The organism is Mesorhizobium sp. M0074 (genome assembly GCF_040322975.1).
Taxonomy (GTDB): domain Bacteria; phylum Pseudomonadota; class Alphaproteobacteria; order Rhizobiales; family Rhizobiaceae; genus Mesorhizobium.
This window is the reverse complement of sequence record NZ_JAMYUM010000031.1, coordinates 51,816-66,119: the sequence shown is the minus strand read 5'-3', so window position 1 is coordinate 66,119 and position 14,304 is coordinate 51,816. Positions and strand designations below refer to the sequence as shown.

The 14,304-nt window shown below is 59.9% G+C and carries 8 protein-coding genes and 6 pseudogenes; 9 read left to right on the top strand and 5 right to left on the bottom strand.

Translation table 11 applies throughout. The features are described 5' to 3' along the window. Positions 1 to 523: 523 nt before the first annotated feature. Complete coding sequence (locus NKJ73_RS34380; RefSeq protein WP_023671820.1) at positions 524 to 658, bottom strand: aldehyde dehydrogenase family protein; 135 nt, start codon at positions 656 to 658, stop codon at positions 524 to 526. Positions 659 to 812: 154 nt separating this feature from the next. Next, the gene (locus tag NKJ73_RS34375; RefSeq protein ID WP_502897411.1) at positions 813 to 1,316 is read right to left on the bottom strand and encodes a hypothetical protein; all 504 of its coding nucleotides are present in this window, start codon (positions 1,314 to 1,316) and stop codon (positions 813 to 815) included. A 259-nt stretch (positions 1,317 to 1,575) separates the two neighbouring features. Between NKJ73_RS34375 and NKJ73_RS34370 the strand changes: the two are divergent. The 4 genes and pseudogenes from NKJ73_RS34370 to NKJ73_RS30650 form a co-directional block, all read left to right on the top strand. Continuing rightward, positions 1,576 to 1,728 (top strand): annotated as a pseudogene (locus NKJ73_RS34370) (IS6 family transposase); the annotation flags it as partial. Positions 1,729 to 2,184: 456 nt separating this feature from the next. Continuing rightward, a pseudogene (locus NKJ73_RS30660) lies at positions 2,185 to 2,562 on the top strand (type IV secretory system conjugative DNA transfer family protein); the annotation flags it as partial. 674 nt (positions 2,563 to 3,236) lie between these two features. Further along, the gene (locus NKJ73_RS30655) at positions 3,237 to 5,771 is read left to right on the top strand and encodes a two-component system VirA-like sensor kinase (RefSeq protein WP_352572144.1); all 2,535 of its coding nucleotides are present in this window, start codon (positions 3,237 to 3,239) and stop codon (positions 5,769 to 5,771) included. 1,090 nt (positions 5,772 to 6,861) lie between these two features. Then, positions 6,862 to 8,060 (top strand): annotated as a pseudogene (locus tag NKJ73_RS30650) (IS256 family transposase). Here the strand turns inward: NKJ73_RS30650 and NKJ73_RS30645 are convergent. Continuing rightward, positions 8,061 to 8,735, bottom strand: a pseudogene (locus NKJ73_RS30645) (oxygen-independent coproporphyrinogen III oxidase); the annotation flags it as partial. An 879-nt stretch (positions 8,736 to 9,614) separates the two neighbouring features. Beyond that, positions 9,615 to 9,773 (bottom strand): hypothetical protein, encoded by a 159-nt coding sequence (locus tag NKJ73_RS30640; RefSeq protein ID WP_023679701.1) that lies wholly within the window; start codon positions 9,771 to 9,773, stop codon positions 9,615 to 9,617. A gap of 378 nt (positions 9,774 to 10,151) precedes the next feature. On the opposite strand from NKJ73_RS30640, the gene NKJ73_RS30635 reads away from it, so the two are divergent. Both NKJ73_RS30635 and NKJ73_RS30630 read left to right on the top strand, forming a co-directional pair. Beyond that, positions 10,152 to 11,100, top strand: a protein-coding gene (locus tag NKJ73_RS30635) for an IS630 family transposase (RefSeq protein ID WP_352572143.1) whose coding sequence is annotated in 2 segments (ribosomal slippage) — positions 10,152 to 10,487 and positions 10,489 to 11,100 — 948 coding nt in all. Because the reading frame shifts where the segments join, the coding sequence is not laid out codon by codon here. 27 nt (positions 11,101 to 11,127) lie between these two features. Then, the gene (locus NKJ73_RS30630) at positions 11,128 to 12,159 is read left to right on the top strand and encodes a Fic family protein (protein WP_352572142.1); all 1,032 of its coding nucleotides are present in this window, start codon (positions 11,128 to 11,130) and stop codon (positions 12,157 to 12,159) included. Here NKJ73_RS30630 and NKJ73_RS30625 read toward each other — a convergent pair. After that, entirely contained in the window at positions 12,156 to 12,338 is a 183-nt protein-coding gene (locus NKJ73_RS30625) for an aminotransferase class III-fold pyridoxal phosphate-dependent enzyme (RefSeq protein ID WP_352572141.1), read from the bottom strand. The two genes, NKJ73_RS30630 and NKJ73_RS30625, sit on opposite strands and share 4 nt — an antisense overlap. Before the next feature lie 336 nt (positions 12,339 to 12,674). Between NKJ73_RS30625 and NKJ73_RS30620 the strand changes: the two genes are divergently transcribed. From NKJ73_RS30620 to NKJ73_RS30610, 3 genes and pseudogenes are all read left to right on the top strand, one after another. Next, positions 12,675 to 12,866, top strand: coding sequence for a hypothetical protein (locus tag NKJ73_RS30620; RefSeq protein ID WP_352572140.1), 192 nt, complete (start codon positions 12,675 to 12,677; stop codon positions 12,864 to 12,866). Positions 12,867 to 13,055: 189 nt separating this feature from the next. After that, positions 13,056 to 13,489: pseudogene (locus NKJ73_RS30615) on the top strand (carbohydrate kinase family protein); the annotation flags it as partial. A gap of 191 nt (positions 13,490 to 13,680) precedes the next feature. Further along, a pseudogene (locus tag NKJ73_RS30610) lies at positions 13,681 to 14,215 on the top strand (transposase); the annotation flags it as partial. Positions 14,216 to 14,304: the final 89 nt, after the last annotated feature.

The following is a 14,304-nucleotide window of genomic DNA, read 5'->3' as shown; positions in this document are numbered from 1 at the left end:
CGCTTCCCATGGGGCCGCGCCTTCGATGAGGCTCAGGTCTCCCTGAGACGGATGAGGATGGAACGGGTCTGGCAGAGCCGGAACGGCGGGGGCGGGAATTTGGGCAGCGGCTTGGCGCGCCTCGCCCGAGCGCTGCTCAAAGCCCTCTTGCCCGGCCTGTGCCGCTTGCTCTTGAGATGCCGGGGGCTGCACCTGCCGCCAACCTGTTACATTGGATAGGTCAAATTTGTGCCGGTTCACGCTAGCCTCACGTCCACAGATCAGCTGAGCAACCTACTCGGGCATACTTACGAGAAGCTGACGAGGTCCGCGGTCCCGGAGCGGGTAGGCCTAATTTTCTGCGCGCCGATTGCGCTGGCGCGACGTAGCCCGGCCTTTTGCCAGCTCGGCAGCTACGGCTCGCAAAGAGCGTCGTAAGGCTTGCGGAGCCGCCCCTCAGCTCCCGTCGAGGAGCAATCCACAATTCACATATTTGGAGATGGCTCGCTGGTTTACCGGTCTGCGAGCCCTGCAAGCCCATGCTTCAGATGCCGCCCGTGCAGAGGTATTTCATTTCGAGGTAGTCCTCGAGGCAATGGCGGGAACCCTCCCGCCCGATGCCGGACTGCTTCACTCGGCCGAAAGGCGCGGCTTCCGACGACATGCGTCCCGTGTTCATACCACTATGCCATATTCCAAGGCCTCGGCCACACGCCAAACACGCTTCCGTTTAAGGCACAAATGTGGGGGAAGGCCGTAGATCGTGTCGTTGGCCTCATGCACGACCTATCCGCATCGTCGAAGCAATCACAGGCGCCAGCCGCCCGAATGTCTCATTCTTGCGCGATGGTCATCTCGCTGGAGACAGGACCGATAGTTCGACGTGCCATTCGCGCGATGCGTTTGCCCCCGCATCGAATTCTGCGGCCTTTCGCGACGGCATCGGCGATATGGGATTCGATTTTGGCCAGAGCCTGCCTGTCGATCAGCGCACCGATCGCCACTCCGGAGCAAAGCCCTTGCCAACGATAAGTGGCGGACTTTCTCCACGAACTCTCGACAAACACCTTCGTGAACGCCTGACTGGACGGGGGTAGCCATGCCGAACAGGTCGCATAACCACGCCATCGTTCGGCGACTGCAGCCGCGAAGCGTCTCGAACACATCGGCTCGATGCGGTTGCGTCCAGAATGCATCAGCGAGCGGCGGGAGTCTTCGCTATATTCGCCCCCGACATCCCGAGGTCCACCAGCTTGCCTGCCAAAAAGGGGTGTTGCATGAATAAACCCGCTTTCGTCGCCGGCAGCCGCGCGCCCAGCAAGGACGACAGTCTCCATAGCAAGAATGCGAGATGATCATGGTATTCAGCGGCAGCGTGCCGGCGAAATTGGGTTTTCGGCAAGCCAAATAGCGCGATGCAGAAGGATGGTGAGGATTTCGCGTCCGCCACTGCGATGCATAGAGCCACCCTTCGGAACCGACCAGCGCAACAAAGCTCGTTATGCGGCGCGTAGGTTCGTAGACGCTTATCCAGTATCGAGATAACAAGGCCGCTGCGCAGGAACGAACTCTGAGAGCGCACCCTGCGAGAGGTTGCGCTTGCTGACGCGGCTGTGGAAGAAGCAGGGGCTCGCGCCGAAGCGCATGATCACCGACTAGCTTCGCTCGTATGGAGCGGCAAAGCGACAGATGATGCCGGACGTCGAGCACCGGTCGCACAACCCGCTTCCCTTGGCGTCGGATCAATCGTGTTGAATCAAGGGCTTGAGCAAGCCTGGTCCCAGGAGGCGGTTTCAGGTGCATGGGGCAGTACTATTCACAAGAGGGTGCGAACGGGGCATAGCGTGCGCACTCGAAGGCGTCAGCGGGAGCGTCAGCTACATAGTCGATAACACGCGCTTTTTACCTCGGTCTCGGCTCGCAACGATGGATTGCTAACGGCGAACTCATGCTGGTCGGCAAGGCGATACTGGCTGGAGCATCAACTCGGCCGACGAGAGTGGCCACACCATCCTAGACAGGATCGGCCGATATGCCCGGCATCGCCGCTCTGCAAAAAGCACAGCGGGCATCCAGACGTTGCCGGGTTGACTATGGGTGTCCGAACCGCGAAAAGAGGCCGCTCTTTATGAGTGGCGTGCGCTGGCAGTCTAACCCCAAGCCCCCCGCCCGGGCTGCCGGCGCGCTTCTAGGAACATCGAGGTAGATGACGAGACTCCGAACTACATTTCCAAAGCTATCGGTGGATTCACATTTCAAGCCCAATCGATTTCCTACAGCCAGGCGCGAACGTTCGATTGGAACGTTCAGAATTCACATCAAGGTGCACCGCTGTTGCGTCCCGAACAGGTGCGGCTGCTCGATGACGACTACGAGATTGTTCTCATCAAAGGTCTGCCACCATTAAAATTGAGGAAGGTGCGTTATTTCTCGGATCGCATTCTGAAACGCATCTTTGAAAGCCAGACAGGCGCCCTCCCGGAGCCGGCGCCCTTGATGGGAGCAGAGGAGGCGCTCTCCGCAGAATCTCAACTCGATGACCCGCTGTGTGAATTGGCGCAGGACTTTGACGATACAGTTTGATGTGAGGCTAGTATGGACCCGCGAAATAGTAATCCATCCCGTGTAACAGCTTTGTCGCAGGTGCAGGACGCCGGCTTGGAAGACGGGCAAGCGGTCCAGGCCCGGCGAGTGGGCTTTGAGCAGCACGTGTCCGAGGCGCTCCGGCCGCTGTTCGATGGTCGAGCTGACGAGCCGCCTACCGGTCCAGAGGAGCTTCTGCGACTGGAAAAGGGGTTTCGCGAGGTGCTTCAGCGACTGGAACAGGGGTTTCGCGAGGTGCTTCAGCGAGGGCAGGATCATCAAGCCGCCTCGTCTTTTTTCAGCGATCCAAGGATGCCCGCTGGACGGGATGACCCCAAGGGAAGCGTGTCGGACGCTTTCGCAGCAGCCGGCTCTAGGCACGCCGGAGTTGAGGCCGCCGCCCCGCCAGTGTTAGCTGCCAGCCAACAGCAGATCCGGCCCTCGCCAGTTGCGTTTGACCGACCGGTATCATCCTCGGCTGCTGCAGGCGTGCGCTTGTATGCCCCTTCGATGATCTCTCGGAAGACCAGTTCCGAAAACTGCGATCAGTTGCCCGCCTTGTGCTGCCGCCTCGCCGTCGAGGTCGAAACGCCCGCGAATCAATGGAAGGTCAGCGGGCCATGGGGGCAGAGTGCAACGGCGTCTACACCGCCTATTTGAGGGGAGAGGTACACTTGGCTTTCCTGTTCCAGCAGCATCCGGCCGCACACCGACGCGATGGGGAGCTAGAATTCAAATCGGACCTTCGCAAGGCACGCACCGCGGATCAAACGCCGTTCGTTTGGGAAAAATGGCTCAGTACCGACAAAGCTTCTGTAATGGCCCTAGTGGCCTCGGTCGCGCTCTTGGTCGCGATACAGTGGCAAGACCCCCAGATCAACGAGGCGGTCCTAAGCGAACTGCGGACGATTCAGATCAACTACGCATTGCTCCAGCGAGACGTCGCCCGCGCCGACATGGTATTGGACTTCCGTTCCGTTGCTTCTACCGGGCAAGCATTAAAAAGGAACCTTCAAAACTACCAACGCCTTGTTGAGATTTCGCCCAATGAGAGCTCCGGGGTGCACTCCAGGTTGGTTGCACAGCTCAAAAATTCCCTCGAAAACACAGAAGCTGCCATCTCGGCCTCGGCCGCGCAAAATGAGCTTCTGCAAAGCTCTCTCGTACGCTTTGCTCGCTCGGCTAATCGCCTTCGGGGGGGAGTGTCGAACAGGCCTGAATTTTCCAATCTGATCCTTCAATTTTCGGCCAGACCGGGATTCAGCCTCGCATTACAAATCGATCAGTCTCTCCGCCGACTTCCTCCTAGCCAGGACCAAGTCACGGAGGATGTTGCCCGCGAGGGCCGCGCTATCCTGTCCTCAATGTTGAGGTTGGACCGCGCTGTCAATCGGATCCCATCCTTCGACACGTTCGCCAAGGCTGCCGAATTGGAGCGAGAACATCTGAAAGCCTACAGCTTCGCCAGCGCGCAAGCGCAGCGTACACGACTTTTCTTTGGCTTGGTGTCCATATGCCTCTGCTTGTTTGCGACCATTCGAGCCTCCACGCTGCATGTGCGGACGAACCGGTTGGAAAGGCGGTTAGAGCTTGAAGCGGCGATGAGTGAGATCGAAGCTTGTTTCATCGACAGTCAAGCAACGAAGGCTTCGCGGCGCTTCTCCACCGAAGCAGCGCTTAGACTCATTCAATGCGTTTTCGATGCGGATCAATGCGCGCTTGCTCTGGTGGATCCGAGTATCAGCAGGAATACCGAGTACTTTGTCGCGAACAAGCGCATGCGCGTCTGGAACGCCACGCTAATCCATGAAGTCGTCTCACTTGTACACCCGGAACAGCCAGTGTTTCGCGTCGTTCCGGCGTCGGAAGTGGTTCGGACTGCCGTAGGCACTACCGGTGTTTGTCAAATTGTTGGTTGCAGGGCCTCCGATCAGCAGGCTGCGGTTTGTATCCTTGTTTTTGAAGGAGATCGCTCACCACCCTCCACAGACGACCTCCTGGTTCTGGCGAGCGCTACTGTGCGTTTAGGCAACCATCTTGAAATGCAACGTGTACACACGGAACGTAACCTTTTTGAGAGTCGATGGGAGCATGCGGAAAGGCTGACGGCTGTCGGCACAATCGCAAGCGGCGTTACACATGAATTCAATAATGTTCTAGGAGCAATAGTCGGCTACGCAGAGATGGCTAAAGGTCTTGTGCGTCGCCCCTCGAGAATTCGGGGCCACATCGGCCAAATTATCTTGGCCAGCAACCGAGCCAAACTGATTATTGATCAAATTTTGTCACTAAGCCGAAATCGGAAGCGCGTGACGATGCCTTTCGACGTCTCGGAGAGTGTAATGGATCTCGCGCCATTGCTGCGGGTTACACTTCGTGCGGATGTTCAGTTGAACCTCAAGATCAACGAGTGGCAAACGGTGATCGAGGGCAGCCCGACCGAGATACAGCAGATCCTTATGAATCTATGCAAGAACGCGTCGGAGGCTCTCTTGAATGAGGGCCGTGTCGAGATTAGCGTTTCTCGCGCTCACGTCTGTCAAACGAAGCCCGTGGCTAAGGGCAACTTGAAACCGGGAGATTACGTTCTCCTCTCCATCAGCGACGATGGCCAAGGAATCGCAAGTTCGGTGCTTCCGCATATCTTTGAGCCCTTTTTTACCACGCGCTCTCGCGTCGGCGGGACCGGACTGGGTCTTGCTGCAGTGGACCGCCATGTGAGCGCGCTCGCAGGATGCCTTGACGTCACCTCGGCTGTTGGCCGAGGTACACGCTTCGATCTCTACTTACCGGCCTGCGCTGAGGAGCAGGTCAGAGCTGATAGCGCTTTCGGCCCATGCGATGGATCACTTGGCAACGGAGAAATCATTGCAGTCGTTGACCCCGATCCAGCAGCGTTGGAGATCTACAAGGATAAGATCGCCGCGCTGGGTTATAAGCCGGTCGGCTTCGCGACCTTCGAGAGTCTTTGCGACTGGATCGAGAGCGGGAAGGCAGCCGACCTCCTAATTTTCGATAAAGCGACTTTCCTCGGGCCAGGACAGCCCGAAGCCGTACGTACCACCCTGATGACGGTGCCCATCATCGTCGTTGGTGGAAGCGACCCCATGCCGATCACATCTGGTAATCAGACCTTCGTCCTTTGGCTAGCCAAACCGGTCTCGTCCAGGACGATGGAGCATGCAATTCGTAGGATGATAATGGCATGATGCCGCCGACGCGCTCAGGATACCGAGCTACCGAGGCAGTCGGAGGCGGAGCCGGCTGGGATCCAGCAAATACAAGAGCGTCGGACGATCTCTGCGCACCCGGCTCATGGCGAGTTCCCCTCGAAAACTGTCGTCGGCTTCCGCCCAAGGAAGGGCTCCCCGACCACGGCAAACCTGCCGCCGTGCTCGTGACCGTCAAGGACAAGTCGCCGCGCGATGGGGTCTGCGGGCCTCCATCCTTGACAAGTCACTGCGCGCTGGCGGCGACAGGCGACGGGTAATATAAGGTCGGGACGAGGAGATGGTCGCCAATCGGTCACGCAAGATGGTTGACGAAATGACTCGAGAGCAAAGCTTGACAATCATCGCCCCATTCACGCCAGACTTCTCCTGTGCGTTCATCATCGGCTACGGCTCCTCGCTGCCCCGACAAGGCTATCGCCGCCCGGCCGGGCAAGCGATATCCCAGGTTCCGACGTGTTCCTTTCATGCTTGATGGACCTAGGCCCCGGCAGGGCGGGAGCATGAGGCTGGGTTCTCGGTCGCGGATCTGTGAGGCAAGCACGGGGTAAGCGACGGCTCGACCCACCATTGGGAAGGCCGGCTTCGGCACGGAGGTGCGGCCTCGGCGTTGAGAGGCATCGGATCGGGTGTAGCAGGACTTTCGAACTAACTGCCGACAACACACTGGATAGGCTGTTCTCGTCGTTCGGTCCAGTTCACCAACGCCTATGTCGACATTTTACGGCGCTTCACTACTAACCGGGCACCGCACGATGGCAGCTCGTTCTCTCCGGCAAAAGATACTCCCTGTGTTAGCTTCCGTGTGTTGCTTGCCCTCACCTGCGGGATACGTAAGGCCATCCCTAATCCCAAAGCGATGCTCCCGCCCTACGCGGACAAAACCGTTTTCGAAGTCCACTATTCGCTATTCGGTCGTGTCCATCAGGTGGTGTAGCTCGGCGGTAGCGAAGCCGCTCACGAGCGCGCCGTTAGTAGCGCTGTAGCGAGCGAGCGGCGTGTGGGTGGTCATCGGCGCTTTCCGGTAGGGTTTGGTTGTTGACGCCAACCCATTTCGGAAGGACCACCGATGACCGACGACATGATGAACCTGCGCACGCTCGTGGAGAAGACCCCGGATGCCGATCTGCTGCGGGAGATGATCGGCTTTGCCGCCGAGCGACTGATGGAAAGGGAGGTGGGCGCGGCCACCGGCGCCAGCTATGGCGAGAAGAACCCGCTGCGGCTCGCCCAGCGCAATGGCTACCGCGACCGGGACTGGGAGACGCGGGCCGGCACGGTCGAGCTGCGCATCCCGAAGCTCAGGAAGGGAAGCTACTTCCCAGGTTTCCTCGAACCGCGCCGCATGGCCGAGAAGGCGCTAACCGCCGTCATCCAGGAAGCTTATGTGCAAGGCATCTCGACCCGGTCGGTTGACGACCTGGTCAAGGCCATGGGTATGAGCGGCATATCCAAGAGCCAGGTCTCGCGGCTGTGCGAGGAGATCGACGGGAAGGTGAAGGCCTTCCTCGAGCGGCCGATCGAGGGCGATTGGCCATACTGTGGATCGACGCCACTTACCTGAAGGTCCGCCGCGGTGGGCGGATCGTCTCGGTCGCCGTTATCATCGCCGTCGGCGTCAACGCGGACGGCCGGCGCGAGGTACTGGGCATGGAGATTGGCACCTCGGAGGCCGAGCCGATCTGGACAGAGTTCCTGCGCAAGCTGACACGTCGCGGCCTGCGCGGCGTCAAGCTCGTCGTCTCCGATGCTCACGAAGGCCTCAAGGCGGCCGTCACCAAGGTGCTGTGCGCGACATGGCAGAGGTGCCGCGTCCACTTCATGAGGAACGTGCTGGCCCATGCCGGCAAGAGCGGCCGCAGGGTCGTCTCAGCCTTCATCGCCACCGCTTTCGCCCAGGAAACGCCCGAGGCCGCGTCCGTACAATGGCGCGCCGTCGCCGACCAGATCCGGCCGAAGGTGCCGAAGCTGGCGACAATCATGGACGACGCCGAGCCCGACGTGCTGGCCTACATGACCTTCCCCAAGGAACATCGCGCCAAGCTCCACTCGACAAATCCGATCGAACGTCTCAACGGCGAGATCAAGCGGCGCACCGAGGTCGTCGGAATCTTCCCGAACGACGATGCGATCGTGCGCCTCGTCGGCGCAATCCTGCTCGAACAGAACGATGAATGGGCAGTGCAGCGGGCCAGATATATGACTCTGGAAACGATCAGCCAGATGAGCGATGATCCCCTGATCAGCCTGCCAGCCGTGGCGCGCTGATCAGCCCGGCCCATGCCGGAGAGCACGGCGACTAATGCCGCCAGCTACACCACGCCGCGGGACACGATCCACTATTCCGTCCTTGGCCAGCATCGCCAAACGCTCATCTGAACCGCGAAGACGGATCGGATCAGATCCGTGGGCGACACAGATTGCCGGCACGTCAGCCTCGAAATCGCACATTAATCGCTCGATGATTGCGGCTCGCACGCGGTCGTCGTCTGTGAGGCGATGGCCCTTCGATGTCGCCAGTCGGCCAGCTGCGATGTGCCGGATGTAGAAATCCCGTGTAACTTCGTTTTGAACGTACCCTTGGCCGATGCGGCCGATAGCCGACGCGCCGAAACCGATCAGGGTTCTGCAGGTATCGGCAGAGTAGCCCAACGAGTTACGTCGCAGGCGACCTGTTTCCTGTGCCAGCGCGAGCTCGTCGTGCGGCAAGGCGAAATGGTCGAGCCCGATCTCTCGGTAGCCGGCGGCAACCAGCGTCACGGCGGCAGCCGCATGCTGTTCAGCGCGGGCAGCGATGTGGGGAAGAAATTTCGCCTCGATGAGGCGCTGGTTCTTTATTTGGGATGGGATATGCGAGTAGCCGAACAAGGCAAGCCGGTCGGGGCGCATGGCGACCGCTGCCCTCGCCGTCTCGACCCACTACTCCACCGTTTGACGCGGCAGGCGTCCCATGGTGATAACAAACCACCTTGCCGCTGAGCTCGCCTGTGTCTTTGCGTTATGCCAGTCCGTTCCGCTTAGATGTCTTGGCTGTTCCCGCCGAGACCTCACGCGCACCGTTTTATTCCCACCATCCCTCCCCGTCAGCTCCGCCTGGGAAATTCTGCCAGCTTGCCGGATCCGACGAGATAATGCAGCACTGGGACGGACTTTGCTCGCCAGCTAGCGACCGTGGTGATCTCTGCCAAAAGGACGAGGCCATGAACGCGATCGGCGCTAACGGTGGCGGTTTGTATAAGCCTTGGGGTGGGAACTGGGCCTTCTATGCTGGCGCCACATACAAGCTCAACGAGACAACTTCGTTCTACCTTCGGCTCTCCCGGTGACCAGCTCTCAGTAGCGTCGCGGCAAACGTTGCCTATGGGCTTCTTTTCGATTTCACAGCTACGGCGACTCCAAACTCAGCAGTCGGCAAGATGGAAGCTTCCAACGGGAACTGCCCAATGCGAACAAGAAGAGCAGTGTCGGCAGTAATCCTGCGCCTCGAACGCTCATCCTAACGCCGTGAAGCGTTGAGCTCCGAGGTTGAGCAGACCAAGCCCGCAACACGCTCCAAGAGAACGGCGCATAGAAGCCATACGAGATTGCAGCCTAGCCTCGGGGCCGGGACGTTGTGTCATATCAGACCGGTGGGGATGAAGCCTGCCATCCAGCACCCAGTCAGTTTCAGGTCAAACTTGAACTCCCAGTCGGGTCAGAACGCGATCAACTGGCAGTCCGACGCACTTAAAAATGACAAATGGACCGGGCGCGAGAGAACAAGCTCACACAGCATAAGCGAAGCTCCAGGCGAATCTTGCGCTGGCCGAGGCAGAACCATGTTTAAAGCTGCCTGTTTTCCACCTCGAACCTGTCTGAGTCCGGCCGATCGTCATAGATCGGCCAAAGCATCGGCCAGATGGCTCCCCCAATTACGGTTTGTGCATAGTTGTCAGTGCGATAGGCCTGCCGAACATCGGCCATGATCATCATCGGCAGCATCGATTTGTGTCCAAGCTTGGCAGCGGTGGCAGTGCCGAGGCCCGCAAGTCCGCATGCCGACGATCGGCCAGAAGATCGGCCAAACAATCTGGTCAACTGAAAATTTAAGTTTATAATCACGCATTTGGCGGAACCCAAGATCGGCCAATATGGAAGAGAGCGTACAGCGCATCGAACCGGCACGCCTACCCGATGTATCCGAAACTATCTCGGATGCGCTGGTAGAGCTGTCGGCGACGTCGGCTGTTTTGGGCAAAAGCCTGCACTCGCGTACCGCAGCCAACCTAGAGCGGTTCCCCCTTTGACGGAATCAAAGGGGATTCCAGATTTATCTGTTTTGTGATTCAAGATGCTGGCTGGAGTGGAGGCCAGCATCGGATGACCCGACCTCTTTCCAATGATCTTCGCGAACGTGTTGTAGCGGCGGTTTTGGGTGGCGAGAGCCGCCGGTCGGCCGCCAAACGGTTCGGCATTTCGGTTTCGGCGGCGGTGAAGTTGTTGCAGCGCCATCAATCGACCGGCTCGGTCGCGCCGGGCAAGATGGGTGGACATCGCAAGAGGTTGCTGGAGCCGCACCGTGCCTTCATCGAGGCGCGTATACGTGAGACACCGCATCTGACGCTGCACGGTTTGAAGGATGAGTTGGCCGCACGCGGGGTCAAGGTCTCGCACAACGCGGTCTGGATGTTCTTGAGGCGCGAGGGCCTGAGCTTCAAAAAAAACGCTGTTCGCCCTTGAGCAGGCGCGCGCCGATATTGCCCGCAGGCGTCAGCGATGGCGATCCTGGCAGGCCGGCCTCGATCCGCAGCATCTGGTCTTCATCGATGAGACCTGGATCAAGACCAACATGGCTCCGCTGCGCGGTTGGGGGCCGAAGGGCGAGCGGCTGCGCGGCTTGGCCCCGCACGGCCACTGGCGCACGCTGACCTTCCTCGGCGCGCTGCGCTGCGATAGGCTCGCGGCACCTTGCGTCTTCGACGGGCCAATCAACGGCCAATGCTTCCGCGCCTATGTCGAGCAGCAGCTCATCACCGTGCTGAAACCCGGCGACATCGTCGTCATGGATAATCTGGGAAGTCATAAGTCGGCGGCGATCAGGCAGATGATCAAGGCTGCCGGCGCCAGGCTTTGGTACCTGCCACCCTACTCCCCCGACCTCAACCCGATCGAGCAGGCCTTCGCCAAGATCAAGCATTGGATGCGACAAGCTCAGAAGCGTACCGTCGAGGACACTTGGCGCCACATCGGCCACCTCGTTGCGACGATCGAACCCGGCGAATGCAAGAACTACTTCGCAAACGCCGGATACGCTTCCGTCAAAACGTGAAAGACTCTAGCCGATCTCGTGCGCATCATGAACACCTACTACAGCAACCTGATCGAAGGCCACGATACGCGCCCGCGCGACATCGAACGGGCGCTGGTCGGAAACTTCGATCGAGACGAGAACCGCCGCAATCTGCAGCTCGAGGCGGCCGCGCACGTTCGCCTGCAAGCCGAGATCGACCGCCTGGCTGCCGATGGGCAGTTGCCGGAACCAGCATCGGTAGGTTTTCTTCGATGGCTGCACGCGGAATTCTATCGCGATGCCGAAGCGCCCATGCTGACCATCAAGGGTGCCGGCCGTGAGTTCGTCATGGCGCCAGGTGAGTGGCGATCGAAGCCAGAGCATGACGTCGCCATCGGCCGGCATGAACCGCCTTCGAGCGATCGCGTCAACGATTTCATGCAATACTTTGCCATGCGTTATCGCTTCGATAAGCTGGGCAAGGCCGGACGCATCCTGACCATTCCTGCCGCGCATCACCGCTTCAACTACATTCACCCGTTTCCGGACGGCAACGGACGCGTCAGCCGATTGATGAGCCACGCCATGGCCCATCAGGCCGGGATCGCCGCGCACGGGCTGTGGTCGATCTCACGAGGCTTGGCACGTGGCGTGAAAAGCCGAATGGATTACAAGAGCATGATGGATCATGCCGATATGCCCCGCCAGGGTGATCTCGACGGACGTGGCAACCTCTCCGAACGCGCGCTCGGCGATTTTACCTTATGGTTCCTGCAGGCGTGTATCGATCAGGTGAGCTTCATGACCGGACTGTTCGATCTCGACACGTTGGCCAAGCGGCTGTATCGCCATGTGGAGCGCAGTGGTCTGAAGCCCGAAGCCGGCCGCCTCGTGGAGGAAGCGCTCACGCGCGGTGAGTTTGACCGCGGCGAGGCATCCCGTATTAGCGGACTACCCGAACGTACGGCGCGTCGACTGTTCAATGACGTAATCGCGCTCGGACTATTGGCGTCGGAAACGCCAAAGGGCCCAGTGTCCCTACGCTTTCCGGCGGACGCTCTGGACGCGCTGTTTCCGAAGCTTTTTCCGGAAACCTAAAAGCATAGGGCGCTCACGATCTTAAGCCACTTCTCCTCGGAACCGGAAAGATTGTCGCCGGATCGCCCGAAGCCGCAGACCACCTCGTCGGACAGCATGAGGATGTCGTGTTTGCGCAGCACCGCCTGAACCTTTGGAAAATAATCCTCCTGTGGCACCAGCATGCCGCCGGCGCCCATGATCGGCTCGGCGAGCGGATCAGGGCGTCGAGTTCCTGGGCCAGGCGCGTTGTCCGCGCGGCCGGCAGACCATCCAGATAGTGAAATGGCCGCGCCGCGAATATGACGGGAAGCGGCGGCAGGTTGAAGGACTTGTGCATGTGCGGCAGGCCACTCAGCGCCGCGCCCGTGAGCGCCAGCGAGTGGTCGTCGGCGGGCTCGATGGCGCTATCAGGTCGGGGACTCGACCTCTATGATCATCACCGATTTAATTCAAATTTGTCTGTATATATTGACGAGTTGCACTACCTTCACCTCGTAAACGGCAATGCGGGCGGATAGAGAGGGTTCTATGATATGACAAGCGATTTTTCCGCCGCCCGAGGGCATTTAGATCGAGCGTATGACTACCTTTGTGGGGATGACCCGATGAGTCAAAGGGGCCGCGAAGCCTTGGATCTGCTAATTGAGGCGGTTGCCGTCGAAGAGTTCAAGCAGCCACGCCAAAGCGCGGAGGTGCTAAGGTTTCCGATCGGGCGCGGCTGCTGAGGTCATCTCCACGGCTGCCATGTAGCCTCAGGTGCAGGGACTCGCCGCCCCGTGAGGGCCGGGAGAACGCATTGGCAAAAGGAAAGCCCACTTGCCAGACCCGCGCCCGGCCGGCGTGGTAAGAAGGCCGGCGGGTTCCCAAGCGGAGACATTGACGCCGGACTATGACGTTCTTTGCATCGGCAATGCAGCGCCGGCAACACCGCCGCCGGCGTAGGCAGCTTCGGCGGGCGCGCCGCCTTCTTCGGCAGGTGTCGAACGACCTCTCGGCGAGATCTACGCCCACGACATCCACGCCCAGGGCGTCGCCTTCGACACCGAACCGCTAGTGGGACAACCACCGACGGCATGCTCGATGATCTTCGTCACGCCCGATGGCGAGCGCTTATCTCGGCGCCTGCTTCGAACTCGGCCCCGACGATGTCGAACGGGACAAGGCTTCGGGCACCAAGGTCACTTATTTCGAGGGCTATCTGGGGGACCCGCCGCGCGCCAAGCAAGCGATTCGGCAGACCGCGCGGCTGGCGCATGCCGCTGGGCGCGAAGTGTCGATGACGCTGTCGTATTCGTTTTGCGTCGACCCCTACCGCGACGAGTTCGTCGAGCTGATCCGCTCCGGCACGGCAGCAGCAGGTCGTCTGGATCGCCGGGACTATCCGGGTGAGTACGTCGGGGTAGTGTGCTGAGAGTTCTGCAAATTCGCTGAGAGGGGGCGGTCATGGCAGGCTGGTGATTGTTCACGTCACCTGATTCCCGCGAAGGAACGCCACCATGACCAAGACTGAAGTTAAGACCGCCAGCGCTGCCGTCAAGCAAGGGCGTCGAGTTGGTCGTGTCCGACGATCATGCTGGCCTGGTGGCAGCAATCGGCGAGGTGATCCCCGAAGCCGCCTGGCAACGCTGCTACGTGCACTTCCTCAGGAACGCGCTCGATCATCTGCCGAGGAAGCACGGCGACGACTGCCTGCAGGAATTGCGCTGGCTCTACGACCGGCGCGATCTCGCAGAGGCCAGGGCTGATCTTGCCGCATGGCTTGCCAAATGGTCGGCACGCTATCCGCGCCTGACAGGCTGGGCCGAGGATGCCATCGAACAAACCCTGACCTTCTTCAGGCTGCCGAGACAGCACCACAAGCATCTCAAATCCACCAACATGCTGGAGCGGCTCAACGAGGAAATCCGCCGGCGCACCTATGTCGTGCGCATCTTCCCCAACACCGAAAGCTGCCTGCGCCTGGTCAGGGCCTTGGCCGTCGAGACCAATGAAAACTGGATGGAGGCCAACCGATACATCAACATGGACGACCATGCGCGAGCACAAGAAGCTCGCTCTGCGCCAAGCCGCATGACCAGCATCATGGCCGCCCCATTTTGCAGAACTTGACGCACACAACCGGCTTTGCTCTCTCTACAAAGGCATCGGAGTTGCCGAGCCGCA